The sequence below is a fragment of the Flavobacteriales bacterium genome (genome assembly GCA_016779935.1).
Taxonomy (GTDB): Bacteria; Bacteroidota; Bacteroidia; order Flavobacteriales; family UBA7312.
Genome location: JADHMQ010000001.1, coordinates 25,486 through 42,542, shown reverse-complemented (window position 1 = coordinate 42,542; position 17,057 = coordinate 25,486). Strand labels below are relative to the sequence as shown.

The following is a 17,057-nucleotide window of genomic DNA, read 5'->3' as shown; positions in this document are numbered from 1 at the left end:
TTTATGAAAGAGCTCAAATATCTTCTTAAGTTCTATAAAAAATACAAATGGCGATTTTTAATCGGAGTCGTATTTGTTGTCGTTTCTAATCTATTTGCTCTCTATCCTGCCGTATTTACTCGAAAAGCGTTTGATACTGCAAAGGAAGCCATTGAATTGTCTCAAAATAATGGGACTGTTGATTTTGACTCATTAACCTCAACATTACTCTATTTTGGAATGATGCTCATCTTATTTGCTCTACTAAAGGGAGTATTTATGTTTTTCATGAGACAAACTATAATCGTAATGTCTAGATTGATTGAGTACGATATAAAAAATGAAATTTACGACCACTACCAGAAACTTGACAGAGCCTTCTACAAAAGAAACCGTACTGGTGACATGATGGCTAGAATTAGTGAAGATGTTAGTAAAGTAAGAATGTTCTTAGGGCCTGCTACTATGTATCCTATTAATATGATATCGCTATTTACTTTAGTGATGTATCATATGTTTAGTATTAATGTTAAATTAAGTCTTTTTGTACTGGCGCCACTACCAATAATGTCGATAAGCATATTTTTTATCAGTAAAATTATTCACTCAAAAAGCGAAAAAGTACAAAAGCAATTGTCATTATTATCAACGATTTCCCAAGAGTCTTTTTCAGGTATTAGAATTTTAAAGTCATTTGTTAATGAAAAAATGAACTTCAATGTGTTTAATACTGAAACTGATGAATACCTTAAAAGAAATGTTTCACTAGCTAGAACAAATGCTGCCTTTTTCCCTTTTATGCTCTTACTAATTGGTTTAAGCACGTTGTTAACCATATATGTAGGTGGCAAGGAGGCCATTGCTGGAAATATTACAACAGGAAATATTGCAGAGTTTATCATCTACGTTAATATGCTCACATGGCCTATGGCGTCAATTGGATGGGTAACATCAATCATTCAACGAGCAGCTGCATCACAAAAACGAATTAATGAATTTTTAAATACCAAAGTGGAGGTCGATAACGAAGATGGTTTAGTAGAAACTATTTCAGGCGATATATCGTTTGAGAATGTAAGTTTTAAATACCCAGATAGTAATGTAAATGCATTGAGTAATATCTCTTTTAAAATTGAGAAAGGAAAATCAATCGCAATTGTAGGGCGTACAGGTGCTGGGAAATCTACAATAATTCAGTTACTCACCAGAATGTACAATACGAGTGAGGGACTTATTAAAATTGACCATAAATCTATTGAAAACTATAGTACTAAAAGCCTCAGATCAGCCATAAGCCTAGTGCCTCAAGAAGCCTTGTTATTTTCTGATACCATTTCCAACAATATTTCCTTTGGAACAGACAAAAATACAAGCCAAGAAGAAATAGAAGATGTTGCTAAAAAAGCGGCAATACATGATAACATCATGAGCTTCCCAGCACAATACAATACAAAAATTGGAGAAAGGGGAGTAACTCTTTCAGGTGGACAAAAACAGAGAATTTCAATTGCACGAGCTTTTATCAAGCCATCTTCAATACTTATTTTTGACGATTGTTTGTCTGCCGTTGACAATGAAACTGAAGAACAGATTTTAAAAGAAATAAAAAAGCAGAATCAAAATAAAACTTCTATAGTAGTAAGCCATCGATTATCCTCTATTCAACACGTTGATGAAATTATTGTTTTAGAAAACGGAAAAGTTATTGAAAAAGGAACACACCAAGAGCTAATCCATAACAAAAAAGTGTATTTCGACATGTACGAACAACAGCTTTCCTCTCAGTAATTGATTTGTTATCTTAGATTAATATTCATAGATTTGAATTCAAATCATTTTAAAATATGGAAAACTACAAAGACCAAGAAGAAATTTATTCTAATAAAGTGAGGGCTGGTAAAAGGACTTACTTTTTTGATGTTAGAGCAACAAAAGCTGACGATTATTACCTAACTATTACTGAAAGTAAAAAGATTTTCGATGATAACGGTAATCACTCGTTCAAAAAGCATAAAATTTTCCTCTATAAAGAGGATTTTGAAAAATTTAAAAATGCTTTAGGAGATACTTTAGACTATATTATTAAAAATAAAGGTCTTGACATTATATCTTCTGAATCGGAAGAGAGTAGCGAAACAAAAACTGAAGAAAACAGCTTTACTGACGTTAACTTCGAAGATATTTAAACCTCCTTACCAGCACAGTAACACTAGGGTTACAATAGTCAATATAAAATAACTTACTAGAGATTGGGCACCAGCATAGTCTTTGGCTACTCTTTGTCCAAAAAATAGCATAATTAAGCTTATCGACGAAAACAATGTGCCAAAGAAAGCAACGATAGCATTATCCAAAAATAGTATGTAAAAAGCCCCAATTAAATTCCCAAAACCGGCTAGTAATTCAAGTACTGTAATCGTAAACAATAAAAAAGGAACTGAATTTTTAAGTGGAGAGTTTGAAAAATGACTACTCAACCAACTTAAGTTCCCTTCTTTATCTGTAACCTTATCTATTCCAGACTGAATAAAAAGAATAGCTAAAAATATGGTTGTTAAAAGCTGAGTGATAATTAGAACATTATCTTGAATTTCTAAATTAATTAAAGACAAATTTGATAAAATCATTTGAAGGGAATATTTTAAGTTAGTAGCTATTAACATTTTTCTGTAAATGTTAAAAAAACGGCCTTTTTTCTTCTTAAACAGTCGAGAAAATAGGCTACTTTTGAAAGCATAAATATAAACAAAATAGTTATGCTTTATGAACAACAAAAAGCTAGCTATACCTTAAAAGCTATTTAATCAAACATTACATTATACTTATGAACAAAACAATTGTAATTGCAAATCAAAAAGGAGGAGTTGGAAAAACTACATCAGCCATAAATTTGGCGGCATGTATGGGCGTGCTAGAAAAAAAAGTTTTACTAATTGATGCTGACCCACAAGCAAATTCAACTTCAGGAGTGGGCTTTGACCCAAGAGATGTCAAAAACGGTCTATACGAATGTCTTGTTGATGATATTAACCCAAGTGATGTAATTGTAAAAACAAAAAGTCCAAACCTAGATTTATTGCCTGCAAATATTGATCTAGTTGGTGCAGAATTAGAACTTATCAATCAGCCGAACAGAGAATTTATCATAAAGAAAATGATTGATCAGATTAAAGGGCAATACGATTATATCTTTATTGACTGTGCACCCTCGCTTGGTATAGTAACAACTAATGCTCTTACAGCTGCTGACTCGATAATAATACCTATTCAATGTGAGTACTTTGCTCTTGAAGGTTTAGGGAAATTATTGAATACAATCAAAATTGTACAAAGTCGTTTAAACAAAGAACTTGATATTGAAGGTTTGCTACTTACGATGTATGACACTCGTTTAAGACTTTCAAATCAGGTTGTTGAGGAAGTTAAAACCCATTTTCAAGAGATGGTATTTGATACAATAATACAACGTAATGTAAGACTTAGTGAAGCTCCTAGTTTTGGCGAGACTATCATAATGCATGACGCAAGCAGTAAAGGAGCTATCAACTATTTAAATCTTGCTAAGGAAATTCTTGAAAAGAATAAGCAAAAATCATTAGAAAGAATCTAAAAAAATGGCAGAAAAGAAAAGAGCATTAGGAAAAGGCTTATCGGCATTATTAAAAAATCCTGATACTGACATAACTAGCGCCGAATCAATTGAAAATTCAACAAAAATTGTAGGTTCTATTTCGGAACTTCCATTAAATCAAATTGAAGTAAACCCTTTTCAACCAAGAACTGACTTCGATGAAGATACACTACAAGAATTAGCAGTTTCAATAAAGGAACTCGGCGTCATTCAACCCATTACAGTTAGAAAACTTGGTTACGATAAATTCCAACTCATTTCTGGAGAAAGACGATATAGAGCATCTCAAATAGCTGGTTTAAACAGTATACCTGTTTACATTAGGATTGCTAATGACCAAGAAATGCTAGAAATGGCTTTGGTTGAAAACATCCAGAGAGAACAACTTAACCCAGTAGAAGTTGCACTAAGCTATCAAAGACTAATCGATGAATGTAAGCTCACTCAAGAAAAAATGAGTGAAAGGGTTGGCAAAAAAAGATCAACCATTACAAACTATTTGAGGCTACTCAAACTCCCAGCAGAAATATTATCCTCTTTAAAAAATGAAGAAATTAGTATGGGACATGCAAGAGCGCTTATTAATGTAAATAATCCTGAAACTCAACTTAATATTTTCAGAGATGCCATTTCAAATAAATTTACAGTGCGAGAAATCGAGCAAATTGTAAAAGATTTTGGCAACACAAATTACACCAAGACTAGCAGAAATCGAACAAAATCTATACCTACATTTGAACATCAAAAAATTTCAAATGATTTATCCCATAGTCTTGGAAAAGAAGTGAAGTTAAAAGTGTTAAAATCTGGAAAAGGTAAAGTGGAAATTAAATTCAATTCTGCAGAAGAATTAGATGAAATTATAAAAAAACTAGGCTAGAAAGTTGAAAACTATAATACTCTATATCTGCTTGTTTTTATCCATTAACTGCATAGCTCAAAAATCAGAGAATCCAAGAGTTCATTCTGCACATAAAGCATCAGTACTTTCTACAATCATCCCCGGTGCTGGACAAGTCTACAATAAAAAGTATTGGAAAGTCCCAATTATATATACTTCTCTAGGAACAAGCATATATTTTATAAATGAAAACCAAAAGAAATACACAAGCTATAAAAATGCCTATTTGCAAAGAGAAAATGGTGAGATAGACGAATACTCTGAACTTTATAATAATAGTCAGCTCATCACAATTATGGACTATTATGAAAGAAATAGAGACGTTTCATATATAATTACCGCAGCCATATATTTGTTAAATATTGTTGATGCTAGTGTAGATGCCCATCTACTGGACTTCGATATAAGCGATGAATTAACCCTATCATACTCACCTTCATTTATAAACACTCCATATGGGAAGAATACCTCCTTATCATTAAAAATGAATTTTTAACTTTGAGGATATGAACATTGCTTTACTTGGATATGGGAAGATGGGAAAACTCATCGAAAAAATTGCAACTCAGAGTGGTCACTCTATAAGTTACATTGCAAATTCTAAACATACTGTGTATGATATCGACTTTTCAAAGGTAGATGTAGCTATTGATTTTAGCACACCAAAAACAGCTTTCAATAACATTTCAACTGCTTTAACTAATGGCGTACCCGTAGTTTGTGGAACAACAGGCTGGTTAGAAAAAATGAAGAACATCAATAAGCTTGCCATAAAACACGACACTGCTTTTTTATACGCTTCAAACTTTAGTATAGGCGTAAATCTCTTTTTTGAATTGAATAAAAAGTTAAAAAGGATAATGGAAGCTCACCCACAATACAAATCTAACATAAAAGAAATTCATCATACCGAGAAGCTAGATGCACCAAGTGGCACAGCACTTTCTTTACAGTTTCAAATTGATAAAAATACACCCATCGATAGCCAACGTATTAAAGATGTTCCAGGCACTCATATTGTAAATTATATTTCTGATATAGATACTATTTCTATATCCCACGAAGCTCATAATAGAAATGGTTTTGCAAAAGGAGCAATTATGGCTGCCGAATGGATAGTTGATAAAAAGGGTATTTTTAAAATGTCAGACATATTAAAACTTTAAAAAAAATATGAAAAAATTAAAAGAATTATTAGGCAAATCATTTAAGGTCGTAATGTTTATAGTCTTTACTATCCTTTGGTCTTTGTTCGTTTACCTTATCGAAGGAGAATGGCTTTATTTTTTCCCTTTAATAGTAGGTGATATTTTGTTTTGGGAAACTATTAGTTGGCAATTTTGGAAAAAGAAAGAAAAGAAAAAGAAAGAAAAAAGCGAGATTAAAAGTTGGTTCAACGCAATTTTATTCGCTGTTGTTGCAGCAACAATTCTGAGAGCATTCTTAATTGAAGCCTATACAATCCCTACCTCTTCTATGGAAAAATCATTACTCATTGGTGATTTTCTCTTTGTAAGCAAAGTAAGCTACGGACCAAGAGTACCTATGACTCCTATTGCATTCCCACTCGTTCATCATACCCTACCATTCACTAAAAATACCCCTGCATACCTAAAATGGATACAGCTTAATTATTACAGAATGAAAGGTTTAGGTGATGTAGAAAGAAACGACTGTGTAGTTTTTAATTATCCCGCCGATGATGCACTACACCCAGAAAGACCTATTGATAAAAAAGAGAACTATATTAAGAGGTGTGTAGGTATTCCTGGAGATGTCATAGAAATTAAAAACACTGATTTATATGTGAATGGAGAACCTCAGACCATTACTGAAAAAATGAGAAATCAGTTTAGGTACTACGTCAAAACAGACGGCACACTATTTAGTGAAAGAACACTGAACAAATACAACATTTACGAAGGGCAAATACTCTCTAGAAATGGTGACTACGAGCTGATGTTAAATGATGAGAGCCTAGCTGCAATAAAACGCTTTACATACGTAAAGAAAGTAGATAAAATCGTTATTGATAAAGGAGTAAAAGTTAACTCACCTGAATTAATATTTCCAGAAGACAAATTCAATTGGAATCTTGATAATTTTGGACCAATTAAAATTCCTCAAGCAGGTAGTCAAGTCGAAATTAATACTGAAAACATAGAACTATACAGAAGAATTATAGAAACCTATGAAAACAATAAATTAGAGATAATTGATGATGAAATTTACATCAATAATAATCTAGCATCAAGCTACACTTTTGACATGAACTACTATTGGATGATGGGTGATAACAGACACAATTCATTAGATTCAAGATATTGGGGTTTCGTTCCTGAAGATCACGTTGTTGGAAAAGCCTTATTTATTTGGATGAGTTGGGACAAAAACAAAAAAGGAATAAATAAAATCAGATGGAATAGACTATTCAATGCCGTCCACTAAACAATACCTTTTGCCATGTAGCTATATGGCACCGATTGAATACTATGCATATTTGCATCAGTTTGACTGCACTATTGAATTACATGACTTCTATATCAAACAAACTATTAGAAATCGATGTGCTGTATACGGAGCAAATGGTAAATTACACCTGACCGTTCCAAAAGAAAGGAAAAGCAGCTCAAAAACAGCTTTAAAAGACATAAAAATAAACTACGACCATAAGTGGCAAAAGGAACATTGGCAAAGTTTAATGAGTTCCTATCGCTCCTCTCCTTTTTTCGAATATTTTGAAGACGAAATGAAAGATGTGTTTCTAAAAAAACATACAAATCTCATTGACCTCAATCTAGAAATGCTACACTTTATTTCATCAAAAGTTGGCATTTCAACCGAATTTAATTTCACAAACACTTACAACAAAGAGGTTGAACAAAATGATCTTAGAAACCACAAGTTCGTCACCTCTGAATTTCCACGATACATTCAAGTTTTTGAAAAAAAGCATGGCTTTATCTCAAACCTAAGTATATTGGACTTACTTTTTAACGAAGGAAATAACGCAAAACGTTATCTAGAATCATTAAAATTATAACCACTAAATTTAATTTGCATGGACTTAGAATTAAATAAAAATGAAGACAAAATGAAGCTAATGATTTCAGAAATGAATCAAAAGCTTAATAAAATCAAAATTGGTGGTGGAAAAGAAAAAATTGAAAAACAACATAAACAGGGCAAACTTACAGCACGGGAAAGAATTGACTTTTTAGTAGATGATGAATCAGAAACTATAGAAATAGGCTCTTTTGTAGGCGATGGCATGTATCAAGAATACGGCGGATGTCCCTCAGGAGGAGTTGTTGTTGTTTTAGCTTACGTAAGTAAAAAACTATGTGTAATTGTTGCCAACGATGCTACAGTCAAAGCAGGTGCATGGTTCCCAATCACAGCTAAGAAAAATTTAAGAGCACAAGAAATTGCTATGGAAAATAAAATTCCAATTATCTATCTGGTAGATAGTGCAGGAGTTTTCCTCCCATTACAAGACGAGATTTTTCCTGACAAAGAACATTTTGGAAGAATTTTTAGAAATAATGCAAAAATGTCTTCAATGGGAATAACACAGATATCGGCTGTAATGGGCTCATGTGTAGCCGGTGGCGCTTACCTACCCATAATGAGTGATGAAGCATTGATAGTCAATAAAACGGGTACAATATTTTTAGCTGGAAGTTATTTGGTAAAAGCAGCAATTGGAGAAGATATTGACAACGAAACACTAGGAGGAGCAGAAACACATTGTGAAATTTCTGGCGTTACAGATTATAAATCAGAAAATGATGAAGACTGCCTAAAGAGTATCAAAGAAATAATGGATAAAATAGGCCATTTTGAAAAAGCAGGTTTCAACAGAGAAGAGCCAGCAGAGCCACAAAAAAACAGTGATGATATAATTCGAATATTACCAGATAGCAGAGAGAAATCATACAATACCATTGAAATAATAGAGCATCTAGTCGATGAATCAAAATTTCAAGAGTACAAAAAAGGATACGGCGAAACCATATTATGTGGCTATGCTAGAATTGATGGATGGTCAGTAGGTATAGTTGCCAATCAACGAAAACTGGTCAAAAACAAGAAAGGAGAAATGCAATTTGGCGGTGTAATTTATTCAGATTCAGCTGATAAAGCAGCTCGATTTATAGCTAATTGCAATCAGAAAAAAATCCCTCTTGTTTTTCTACAAGACGTTACTGGCTTTATGGTAGGTTCAAGATCAGAACACCAAGGAATTATAAAAGACGGTGCAAAAATGGTAAATGCCATGAGTAATTCTGTCGTTCCAAAGTTTACGATAATAATGGGAAATTCATACGGAGCAGGAAATTATGCTATGTGTGGAAAAGCCTACGACCCTAGACTTATCGTAGCGTGGCCATCTGCAAAAATAGCCGTAATGGGAGGCGAACAAGCCGCTAAAGTTCTTTTACAAATTGAGAAATCATCATTAAAAAGTAAAGGCAAAAAAATAGCTAAAAAAGATGAAGAAGAACTCTTAAAAACAATCACTGAAAGATACAATAAGCAAACCTCACCCTATTATGCTGCTTCTAGACTCTGGATAGATGCAATCATTGACCCTAGAGAAACACGAAAAATAATTTCAATGGGTATAGAAGCCGCAAATCACTCCCCAATTACTAGCAAATATAACCCAGGAATTATACAGGTTTAAGACATCTTTCAATGCCTACTATCTTATCAGTCATTTGATTATATTTGCAGACTCATTTGAGTATATAAAAATATATAATGATAGAAATAACTCTTCCAGACGGTTCTTCAAGAAGTGTTGCTAAAGGAACTACAGCAATGGACATTGCTAAGGATATTAGTGAAGGATTAGCAAGAAACGTGCTAGCGTGCCAGATTGACGAAGATGTTTGGGATGCTAACAGACCACTAGAGAAAGATTGCTCACTAAAACTTCTAACCTGGAACGATGATTTGGGTAAACAAACCATGTGGCACTCGTCTGCACACCTTATGGCAGAGGCATTAGAAGCCTTATACCCAGGAGTTAAGCTCGGTATTGGACCAGCCATTGAGAATGGTTTCTACTACGATGTTGACTTTGGAGATCAAAACATTTCATCTGACGACTTCAAGAAAATTGAAGATAAAATGCTTGAATTAGCTAGGCTGAAAAACGAATACAGTCGAAAAGAAATTTCAAAGACCGACGCCATCAGCTATTTTAAAGAAAAAGGTGACGAATATAAACTTGAATTATTAGAAGGTTTAGAAGACGGAAATATAACTTTCTATACTCAAGGAAACTTCACAGATTTGTGTAGAGGGCCACACATTCCAAATACTTCATTCATTAAGTCTACAAAGTTGCTAAACATTGCAGGTGCTTACTGGAGAGGTGATGAAAACAATAAGCAGCTAACTCGTATTTACGGTATTAGTTTCCCAAAACAAAAGGAACTTACCGAATATCTAAACCTTCTTGAAGAAGCTAAAAAAAGAGACCATAGAAAACTTGGAAAGGAAATGGAATTATTCGCTTTCTCCCAAACAGTAGGTCAAGGCCTCCCTCTATGGCTTCCTAAAGGAGCAGCACTGAGAGAACGTTTAGAAAACTTCTTAAAAAAAGCACAAAAAACTGCTGGATATGAACAAGTAATTACACCACACATTGGCAGCAAAGAGTTATACGTTTGCTCTGGTCATTATGCAAAGTATGGGGCTGATTCATTCCAACCAATAAATACACCTGCTGAAGGAGAAGAGTTTCTATTAAAACCAATGAATTGCCCACATCATTGTGAAATTTATAAAACGAAACCTCGATCATACAAAGATTTACCAATTCGATTTGCAGAATTTGGAACCGTTTACAGATACGAACAATCCGGTGAACTACACGGATTATCTCGAGTTAGAGGATTTACTCAAGATGATGCTCATATTTTCTGTACACCAGAACAAGTAAAAGGTGAATTTATAAAAGTTATAGACCTAGTATTATATATTTTCAAGACGCTTAGTTTCGAACAATTTACAGCTCAAATATCTCTAAGAGATACCAATACTCCTGAAAAATACATTGGCTCTATTGAAAATTGGGAAAAAGCTGAAAAAGCGATTTTAGAAGCTACTGAGGAGAAAGGAATTGACACTACTATTGAGTATGGAGAAGCCGCTTTTTACGGACCAAAACTGGACTTTATGGTGAAAGATGCTCTAGGAAGAAAATGGCAACTTGGAACTATACAAGTCGATTATAACTTACCTGATAGATTTGAATTAGAATTTATTGGCTCTGACAATAAAACACACAGGCCGGTTATGATACACCGTGCGCCATTTGGTTCAATGGAACGTTTTGTATCCGTTTTACTAGAACATTGTGCAGGAAATTTCCCTCTATGGTTAACACCAAGCCAAGTAATTATTTTACCTATAAGTGAAAAATACCACGAATACGCAGAAAATATTTTAAATCTGCTAAATAATTACGATATTCGCGGGCTCATTGACACGAGAGCGGAAAAGGCGGGGAGAAAGATAAGAGATGCTGAAGTAAGTAAAGTTCCGTATATGCTTATTGTTGGTGAAAAAGAAGAAAGCGAAGGCAAAGTGTCCGTAAGAAAGCACGGAAGTGAAGATATGGGTAGTATGAAAACGGACAAGTTTATTGAACATATTAACCTAGAAATTGAAAAATTAATAAGTAATTTTGAATAACTAATTTTATTTAAAACAAAAGGATATCGCAATAAAAAGAAGAAATAACTTTCAAAGGAGAAAACCTGAAAATGAAGCACAGAATAAATCATAATATTACTGCTCAAGAAGTACGTTTAGTTGGTGAAGGTGTAGAGCCTGGTATCTTCCCTTTATCCAAAGCTCAAAGCATTGCTAAACAGATGGGGCTTGACCTAGTGGAAATTTCTCCAAAAGCAAGTCCTCCAGTTTGTAAAATTATTGATTATAAGAAATTCTTATACGATCAAAAGAAAAGACAAAAGATAATAAAAGCAAACGCTAGCAAAACAGTTATTAAGGAGATAAGATTCGGCCCTAATACTGAGGAGCATGATTTGAATTTTAAAACTAAACACGCACTAAAATTCTTAGATGAAGGTGCAAAAGTAAAAGCATTCGTTTTCTTCAGAGGGCGAAGTATAGTATTTAAAGAAAAAGGTGAAATCCTTTTATTAAAATTCGCTCAAGCTTTAGAAGAGTATGGCGTTGTAGAGCAAATGCCAAAATTAGAGGGTAAAAGAATGACAATGTTCATTGCTCCAAAAAAGAAGAAGTAAAACAACAAAAGGACATATATTATGCCAAAAATGAAAACAAAATCCAGTGCTAAAAAACGTTTTAAACTAACGGGTACTGGTAAAATTAAAAGAAAGCACGCTTTCAAAAGTCACATTCTTACAAAGAAAGAGACTAAACAGAAGCGTAACTTGACAAAAACAGGCTTAGTTCATGAATTTGATGAGAAAAACATCAAGCAACAACTTTGTCTATAATTATTTATTAACCAGGTAATTAGCCAAACAAGTTCTCAAAAATTGAGGCGCTAACTACCAAAAAACTGTAAAACTATGCCAAGATCGGTAAACGCTGTAGCTGCAAAAGCTAGAAGAAAAAAGGTTTTAAAAGCCGCAAAAGGTTATTTCGGCCGTAGAAAAAATGTACATACTGTAGCAAAGAATGCTGTTGAAAAAGCAATGCAGTATGCATACATAGGACGTAAACAAAAGAAAAGAAACTTTCGTTCTCTATGGATTCAAAGAATTAGCGCTGGAGCTAGAGAATACGGAATGAGCTACTCAACATTTATGGGAGCTGTTTCTAAAAAGGGAATTGAATTAAACAGAAAAGTATTGGCTGATTTAGCAATGAATCATCCTGAAGCATTTAAAGCGGTTGTTAACGCCGTAAAAAAATAAAACTTCAATCTTTTCAATATTTATAAAAGGTAAATCAGTATTGATTTACCTTTTTTGTATCTTTGGCCAAATTAATTAAATTAACAAATATGAATACTGGAACAGTAAAGTTTTTTAATGACACCAAAGGTTATGGTTTTATTAAAGAAGATGAATCAGACAACGAATACTTCGTACACGTTTCTGGAGTAATCGACAAAATTAGTGAAAATGACAAAGTTACATTTGACTTAGAAGAAGGCCGTAAAGGTTTAAACGCTACAAATGTTAGATTAGCATAAATTTACTAAAATTTCAAATTTTAAAAAGGCTTCATTTTATGAGGCCTTTTTTTTATGGCATAAGCTTAGATAATTCTGTTTTGGCTTCTTCAAAACTACTATCTAAATTCAATGTAGTTAAAAAATCTTCCCTAGCATTTTCATAATTTCCATTTAACTTATACGAAAGTCCTCTTGAAAAATAAGCCGAAGGGTTAGTAGAATCTGAAATGATCACTGAGGTAAAATATGAAATAGAAGACTCAAAGTCACTCTCCAATAAGCCGATATAACCTAAATTGTAGTTTGCGTCTATGTTTACAGAATCTCTTCTTAAAATACCCATATAATTATATTTTGCTTTCTCAAAGTTACCTAAAGATTGATGATACATTCCCCTATTGTACCATGAACTTATGATTGACGAATCAATATATAATGCGTTATCAAAATAAAACTCGGCTAAAGTATCGCCATAAAATGAATATATAAATGCTAACTGTTCATAAGATTCAATATAGTTAGGGTTTTGCTCTACGGCTGTTTGAAATTGTGATTGTGCCATTTCTAAATCTCCTTGTTCCTTGTAAATTAACCCACGATAGAAATAAGCTTCTGAATCAAACTGATAAGAAGGTAAATAGGCATTAATATCATTCAAAGATTCTGAATAATTCTGAAAAAGATAATTGAGTTTAGCTCTCAAAAATAAAGCCTTAGGAAAGGCCGCGAAATCTTTACCCTCTAGCAATAAGTAACTTTTTAGGTAATATGATGATTCAGTATCAGCTTGATTAAAATACAAATTTGCTAAATCAAACCTACGATTGAGGTTTAAAGAGTCTAGTTCGAATAATTCAATCTGATCTAATAAGGCTTGAGACCAATTATCATCTTGTAAATATAAATCTCTTCTTTCTTTTAAAAGAACTGTATCCTTAGGGTTATCTAAAAGTTCTTTACTTATTTGACTAATCGTTCTCTTCTGCTTGCTTTCAGACGAATTACTATTGCATGAAATAATAAAAATTATACTTAAGAGTAAGACATACCTAAGCATAAATCTTAGCTATTACCATTAATATGATCTTTTATTTTGTTTTCAAGCTCTTCTGATAATTCAGGATTATCTTGTAAAACAAGTTTCACAGCATCTCTTCCCTGCCCTAACTTTTCACCTTCATAACTAAACCATGAACCACTTTTTTGAACAATTTCTAAGTCAACAGATTTATCAAGTATTTCACCAGATTTTGAAATACCTAAACCATACATGATATCAAATTCAACTAATTTAAATGGGGGTGCTACTTTGTTTTTCACAACCTTCACTCTAGTTTTATTTCCTATAGTACCATCTGCATCTTTAATGGCTGTACTTCTTCTGACATCTAAACGAATTGAAGAATAAAACTTAAGCGCATTTCCTCCTGTAGTTGTTTCAGGATTACCAAACATGACTCCAATCTTCTCTCTTAACTGGTTAATGAAGATACACGTACATCCCGTTTTACTAATAGTACCTGTTAATTTCCTCAGTGCCTTTGACATTAATCGAGCATGAAGACCTACTGATGTGTCTCCCATTTCGCCTTCAATCTCACTTTTAGGCGTTAAAGCAGCAACAGAGTCTACCACTAAAATATCGATAGCTCCAGATCGGATAAGATTATCAGCAATCTCTAGAGCCTGTTCTCCATTATCAGGTTGAGATATCAATAAATCATCAATGTTAACACCAAGATTAGCGGCATATACTTGATCGAAAGCATGTTCAGCATCAATAAAAGCAGCTATGCCACCTTGACGCTGAGCTTGAGCAATAGCGTGTATTGCTAGAGTTGTTTTACCTGACGATTCAGGGCCATATATTTCAATGACTCTTCCTCTAGGGTAACCGCCTACTCCTAAAGCTAAATCTAAACCTAAAGAGCCTGATGGAATTGCCTCAACATTTTCAACTGGCTTATCTCCTAGTCTCATTACAGTACCTTTTCCGTAAGACTTCTCCATTTTGTCAAGAGTTAGCTGTAAAGCCTTTAATTTCGCATCTTTTTCCTTATCGCTCATTTTATTATTTTTTATATGTTTCTAAAATTTGTTGAGTATGCTCCTTGGTTTTCACCTTACTAAAAACCCGCTCAACGACTCCATTTTCATCAATTACAAAAGTTGTTCTGTGAATTCCTTCATGCTCTTTACCCATGAACTTTTTTGGACCCCACACTCCGTAGGCATCAATTACTTTTTTATCTGTGTCAGAAAGCAAATCAAAAGGCAGGTCATTTTTTGCAATAAACTTTTGATGAGACTCTACACTGTCAGCACTAACGCCTATTACTTCAAAACCTAAAGCGGTTAACTCTGAATAGCTATCACGCAAATTACAGCTTTCAACTGTACATCCTGGAGTACTGTCTTTAGGGTAAAAGTATAATATGACTTTCTTCCCCTTAAATGACTGTAAATTAACCAACTTGTTATCTTGATTTACGACCCCAAAATCTGGTGCATTGTCGCCTTCGCATAATGTTTTCATTGAATAATGATATTTGACTAACAAAAGAGCAAAAAATTCTCAGAAATAACAAGATTGAAGGGCTTGTTTTATTAACAAATCAGCTATTCTTTTTAAAGTAGGAGCAAAAAGATGAAATACCACATTCATTACACTTTGGTCTTCTTGCTAAACAGACATATCTACCGTGCAAGATGAGCCAATGATGGGCTATATTCAACTTATCTTTAGGGAAGCCCTTAACTAATTGCTTTTCACTTTCTAGAGGGTTCTTGGCTCTAGTTGTAAGCCCTACTCTTTCAGAAACTCTAAAAACATGAGTATCTACAGGCATAGTCGGAACATCATACAAAACTGAAGCGACAACATTTGCTGTTTTACGACCTACTCCTGGAAGCAATTGAAGTTCATCAACAGTCATAGGCACTTTTGAATTAAAGTCATTAACAAGCATATTAGCCATTCCAACTAAATGTTTTGACTTGTTATTGGGATAACTTACAGAACGTATGTAATGAAAAATTTCATCCTTCGAAGACAATGCCATCGCTTCTGGAACAGGAAAGGCTTGGAATAAAGCTGGTGTTACTTGATTTACACGTTTGTCGGTGCATTGTGCAGATAATATAACAGCAACCAACAACTCAAAACCATTTGAATAAAGAAGTTCAGTTTCAGCTATTGGCATATACTCATCAAAGTAGTCAACAAATAACTTAAAACGTTCTTTTTTATTCATGTACAAATTTAAATAAAAAAACCCTTCTTATCTCTAAGAAGGGTCTTCTTCAAAGCTTGTTATTAACTAATTCAATATTAGATCGATTGTATTAATGACTTTAGAAGAAGTAGAGGAATAGCCTCTAGCAAAAGATTTTATTTTAGCGATGGTTAATTCCGAAGAATTAGTGTTGTAAACTAATGAATCAATACTATTAATAGTCTTTTTAAAATCAATATATGAAGCATTCAAATCATCATCAAAACGCAGTGTTTTCTTTAACATGAGAGCTTCATTATTATCCATTTCGCCGTACAAGAATCTAATTAAATCGTTGTGAGTAAAGGTTTTATACATACAGTAATTATTAAAGTTACATAGATGTAACGCAACCTTTAATTCGATTATTGCATAAACCTAAAAATTAATTAATAATCAAATCAACATTATTCTCTTTCATCAGTTTTCTAATATTTATTAGCGCATAACGCATTCTTCCCAAAGCAGTATTAATACTAACGCCTGTCTTTTCAGAGATTTCTTTAAAACTTAAGTCTTCATAATGGCGCATTACTAAAACCTCGAGTTGCTCTTTCGGCAATTCAGAAATTAATCGTTTAAGCGTATCAACTTGTTCGCTTTCCATAATATCGTCCTCTTTGGATTTTTCACCATTTCCTATAACATCAAAAATATTAAAGCTCTCTAAACTTTTGGATTGAGCTACCTTAGGCATTCTCTTATTTTTTCTAAAATAGTCGATAACTAAATTATGAGAAATACGCATTAACCATGGAAGGAATTTTCCTTCTTCATTATACTTACCTGCATTTAGAGATTTGATTACTTTAAAGAAAGCATCCTGAAAAATATCCTCAGCTAATTGCTGATTTTTAACTTTGGAATTAATGAAGCTAATTACTCTTGACTGATGTCTAACAACTAATTCATCCAAAGCATTTGGATTTCCATTAATGTATGCAGTAACTAAATCTTTGTCGGTGGACTTGTGTAATAACATATCTAAACAATTTAAATTAAAAACTAATAATTAAAAAGTAGATATGTATTCTATAGGCAGATTATTTTATTACACAAAATTTGAAATACCTATTCGGT

The 17,057-nt window shown here is 33.2% G+C and carries 21 protein-coding genes; 14 read left to right on the top strand and 7 right to left on the bottom strand.

The genetic code is table 11. The annotated features are described in order from the left end of the window. Positions 1–3 precede the first annotated feature (3 nt). Positions 4–1,767 (top strand): ABC transporter ATP-binding protein, encoded by a 1,764-nt coding sequence (locus tag ISP73_00230; protein MBL6657015.1) that lies wholly within the window; start codon positions 4–6, stop codon positions 1,765–1,767. A 56-nt stretch (positions 1,768–1,823) separates the two neighbouring features. Further along, positions 1,824–2,165 carry a PUR family DNA/RNA-binding protein gene (locus ISP73_00225; protein ID MBL6657014.1) on the top strand — a complete coding sequence of 114 codons (342 nt, stop codon included), beginning with the start codon at positions 1,824–1,826 and terminating at the stop codon, positions 2,163–2,165. Between the two features lie 6 nt (positions 2,166–2,171). On the opposite strand, the gene ISP73_00220 is transcribed toward ISP73_00225, so the two are convergent. Continuing rightward, positions 2,172–2,582: a DoxX family protein gene (locus ISP73_00220; GenBank protein MBL6657013.1), complete on the bottom strand. Its 411-nt coding sequence runs from the start codon at positions 2,580–2,582 to the stop codon at positions 2,172–2,174. A 221-nt stretch (positions 2,583–2,803) separates the two neighbouring features. Here ISP73_00220 and ISP73_00215 point away from each other — a divergent pair, with 221 nt between their 5' ends. From ISP73_00215 to ISP73_00160, 12 genes are all read left to right on the top strand, one after another. Beyond that, the gene (locus tag ISP73_00215) at positions 2,804–3,589 is read left to right on the top strand and encodes a ParA family protein (protein ID MBL6657012.1); all 786 of its coding nucleotides are present in this window, start codon (positions 2,804–2,806) and stop codon (positions 3,587–3,589) included. A gap of 4 nt (positions 3,590–3,593) precedes the next feature. Beyond that, positions 3,594–4,490 (top strand): ParB/RepB/Spo0J family partition protein, encoded by an 897-nt coding sequence (locus ISP73_00210; protein ID MBL6657011.1) that lies wholly within the window; start codon positions 3,594–3,596, stop codon positions 4,488–4,490. Positions 4,491–4,494: 4 nt separating this feature from the next. Further along, positions 4,495–5,007, top strand: a complete 513-nt coding sequence (locus tag ISP73_00205; protein ID MBL6657010.1) for a hypothetical protein — start codon at positions 4,495–4,497, stop codon at positions 5,005–5,007. Between the two features lie 10 nt (positions 5,008–5,017). Beyond that, positions 5,018–5,677 (top strand): 4-hydroxy-tetrahydrodipicolinate reductase, encoded by a 660-nt coding sequence (locus tag ISP73_00200; protein MBL6657009.1) that lies wholly within the window; start codon positions 5,018–5,020, stop codon positions 5,675–5,677. 160 nt (positions 5,678–5,837) lie between these two features. Next, a complete protein-coding gene (gene lepB, locus ISP73_00195; GenBank protein ID MBL6657008.1) occupies positions 5,838–6,959 on the top strand; it encodes a signal peptidase I in 1,122 nt (373 codons plus the stop codon). Between the two features lie 25 nt (positions 6,960–6,984). Beyond that, positions 6,985–7,554 (top strand): WbqC family protein, encoded by a 570-nt coding sequence (locus tag ISP73_00190; protein MBL6657007.1) that lies wholly within the window; start codon positions 6,985–6,987, stop codon positions 7,552–7,554. An 18-nt stretch (positions 7,555–7,572) separates the two neighbouring features. Continuing rightward, complete coding sequence (locus ISP73_00185) at positions 7,573–9,201, top strand: acyl-CoA carboxylase subunit beta (protein ID MBL6657006.1); 1,629 nt, start codon at positions 7,573–7,575, stop codon at positions 9,199–9,201. Between the two features lie 77 nt (positions 9,202–9,278). Continuing rightward, the gene (gene thrS / locus ISP73_00180) at positions 9,279–11,222 is read left to right on the top strand and encodes a threonine--tRNA ligase (GenBank protein ID MBL6657005.1); all 1,944 of its coding nucleotides are present in this window, start codon (positions 9,279–9,281) and stop codon (positions 11,220–11,222) included. Positions 11,223–11,293: 71 nt separating this feature from the next. Further along, complete coding sequence (locus ISP73_00175) at positions 11,294–11,800, top strand: translation initiation factor IF-3 (GenBank protein MBL6657004.1); 507 nt, start codon at positions 11,294–11,296, stop codon at positions 11,798–11,800. A 21-nt stretch (positions 11,801–11,821) separates the two neighbouring features. After that, on the top strand, positions 11,822–12,016 hold the full coding sequence (gene rpmI / locus ISP73_00170; GenBank protein MBL6657003.1) for a 50S ribosomal protein L35: 195 nt from the start codon (positions 11,822–11,824) through the stop codon (positions 12,014–12,016). Between the two features lie 75 nt (positions 12,017–12,091). After that, positions 12,092–12,439, top strand: coding sequence for a 50S ribosomal protein L20 (gene rplT / locus ISP73_00165; protein MBL6657002.1), 348 nt, complete (start codon positions 12,092–12,094; stop codon positions 12,437–12,439). A gap of 89 nt (positions 12,440–12,528) precedes the next feature. Continuing rightward, complete coding sequence (locus ISP73_00160) at positions 12,529–12,720, top strand: cold shock domain-containing protein (GenBank protein MBL6657001.1); 192 nt, start codon at positions 12,529–12,531, stop codon at positions 12,718–12,720. A 52-nt stretch (positions 12,721–12,772) separates the two neighbouring features. Here ISP73_00160 and ISP73_00155 read toward each other — a convergent pair whose 3' ends face one another. From ISP73_00155 to ISP73_00130, 6 genes are all read right to left on the bottom strand, one after another. Then, a complete protein-coding gene (locus tag ISP73_00155; GenBank protein ID MBL6657000.1) occupies positions 12,773–13,759 on the bottom strand; it encodes a tetratricopeptide repeat protein in 987 nt (328 codons plus the stop codon). A gap of 5 nt (positions 13,760–13,764) precedes the next feature. Further along, positions 13,765–14,769 (bottom strand): recombinase RecA, encoded by a 1,005-nt coding sequence (gene recA, locus ISP73_00150; protein ID MBL6656999.1) that lies wholly within the window; start codon positions 14,767–14,769, stop codon positions 13,765–13,767. A gap of 4 nt (positions 14,770–14,773) precedes the next feature. Then, entirely contained in the window at positions 14,774–15,238 is a 465-nt protein-coding gene (gene bcp, locus ISP73_00145; protein MBL6656998.1) for a thioredoxin-dependent thiol peroxidase, read from the bottom strand. A 79-nt stretch (positions 15,239–15,317) separates the two neighbouring features. Then, positions 15,318–15,956 carry an endonuclease III gene (gene nth, locus ISP73_00140; protein ID MBL6656997.1) on the bottom strand — a complete coding sequence of 213 codons (639 nt, stop codon included), beginning with the start codon at positions 15,954–15,956 and terminating at the stop codon, positions 15,318–15,320. Between the two features lie 66 nt (positions 15,957–16,022). Next, on the bottom strand, positions 16,023–16,295 hold the full coding sequence (locus ISP73_00135; GenBank protein ID MBL6656996.1) for a hypothetical protein: 273 nt from the start codon (positions 16,293–16,295) through the stop codon (positions 16,023–16,025). A gap of 67 nt (positions 16,296–16,362) precedes the next feature. Next, a complete protein-coding gene (locus ISP73_00130; GenBank protein MBL6656995.1) occupies positions 16,363–16,959 on the bottom strand; it encodes a sigma-70 family RNA polymerase sigma factor in 597 nt (198 codons plus the stop codon). Positions 16,960–17,057 lie beyond the last annotated feature (98 nt).

What these genes read in the sequence shown, in the direction of transcription:
- ISP73_00230 (MBL6657015.1), top strand. Translation starts at nt 4, where the DNA reads ATGAAAGAGCTCAAATATCTTCTTAAGTTCTATAAAAAATACAAATGG.
- ISP73_00225 (MBL6657014.1), top strand. Translation starts at nt 1,824, where the DNA reads ATGGAAAACTACAAAGACCAAGAAGAAATTTATTCTAATAAAGTGAGG.
- ISP73_00215 (MBL6657012.1), top strand. Translation starts at nt 2,804, where the DNA reads ATGAACAAAACAATTGTAATTGCAAATCAAAAAGGAGGAGTTGGAAAA.
- ISP73_00210 (MBL6657011.1), top strand. Translation starts at nt 3,594, where the DNA reads ATGGCAGAAAAGAAAAGAGCATTAGGAAAAGGCTTATCGGCATTATTA.
- ISP73_00200 (MBL6657009.1), top strand. Translation starts at nt 5,018, where the DNA reads ATGAACATTGCTTTACTTGGATATGGGAAGATGGGAAAACTCATCGAA.
- ISP73_00190 (MBL6657007.1), top strand. Translation starts at nt 6,985, where the DNA reads ATGGCACCGATTGAATACTATGCATATTTGCATCAGTTTGACTGCACT.
- ISP73_00185 (MBL6657006.1), top strand. Translation starts at nt 7,573, where the DNA reads ATGGACTTAGAATTAAATAAAAATGAAGACAAAATGAAGCTAATGATT.
- thrS (MBL6657005.1), top strand. Translation starts at nt 9,279, where the DNA reads ATGATAGAAATAACTCTTCCAGACGGTTCTTCAAGAAGTGTTGCTAAA.
- ISP73_00175 (MBL6657004.1), top strand. Translation starts at nt 11,294, where the DNA reads ATGAAGCACAGAATAAATCATAATATTACTGCTCAAGAAGTACGTTTA.
- rpmI (MBL6657003.1), top strand. Translation starts at nt 11,822, where the DNA reads ATGCCAAAAATGAAAACAAAATCCAGTGCTAAAAAACGTTTTAAACTA.
- rplT (MBL6657002.1), top strand. Translation starts at nt 12,092, where the DNA reads ATGCCAAGATCGGTAAACGCTGTAGCTGCAAAAGCTAGAAGAAAAAAG.
- ISP73_00160 (MBL6657001.1), top strand. Translation starts at nt 12,529, where the DNA reads ATGAATACTGGAACAGTAAAGTTTTTTAATGACACCAAAGGTTATGGT.
- ISP73_00155 (MBL6657000.1), bottom strand. Translation starts at nt 13,759, where the DNA reads ATGCTTAGGTATGTCTTACTCTTAAGTATAATTTTTATTATTTCATGC.
- recA (MBL6656999.1), bottom strand. Translation starts at nt 14,769, where the DNA reads ATGAGCGATAAGGAAAAAGATGCGAAATTAAAGGCTTTACAGCTAACT.
- bcp (MBL6656998.1), bottom strand. Translation starts at nt 15,238, where the DNA reads ATGAAAACATTATGCGAAGGCGACAATGCACCAGATTTTGGGGTCGTA.
- nth (MBL6656997.1), bottom strand. Translation starts at nt 15,956, where the DNA reads ATGAATAAAAAAGAACGTTTTAAGTTATTTGTTGACTACTTTGATGAG.
- ISP73_00135 (MBL6656996.1), bottom strand. Translation starts at nt 16,295, where the DNA reads ATGTATAAAACCTTTACTCACAACGATTTAATTAGATTCTTGTACGGC.
- ISP73_00130 (MBL6656995.1), bottom strand. Translation starts at nt 16,959, where the DNA reads ATGTTATTACACAAGTCCACCGACAAAGATTTAGTTACTGCATACATT.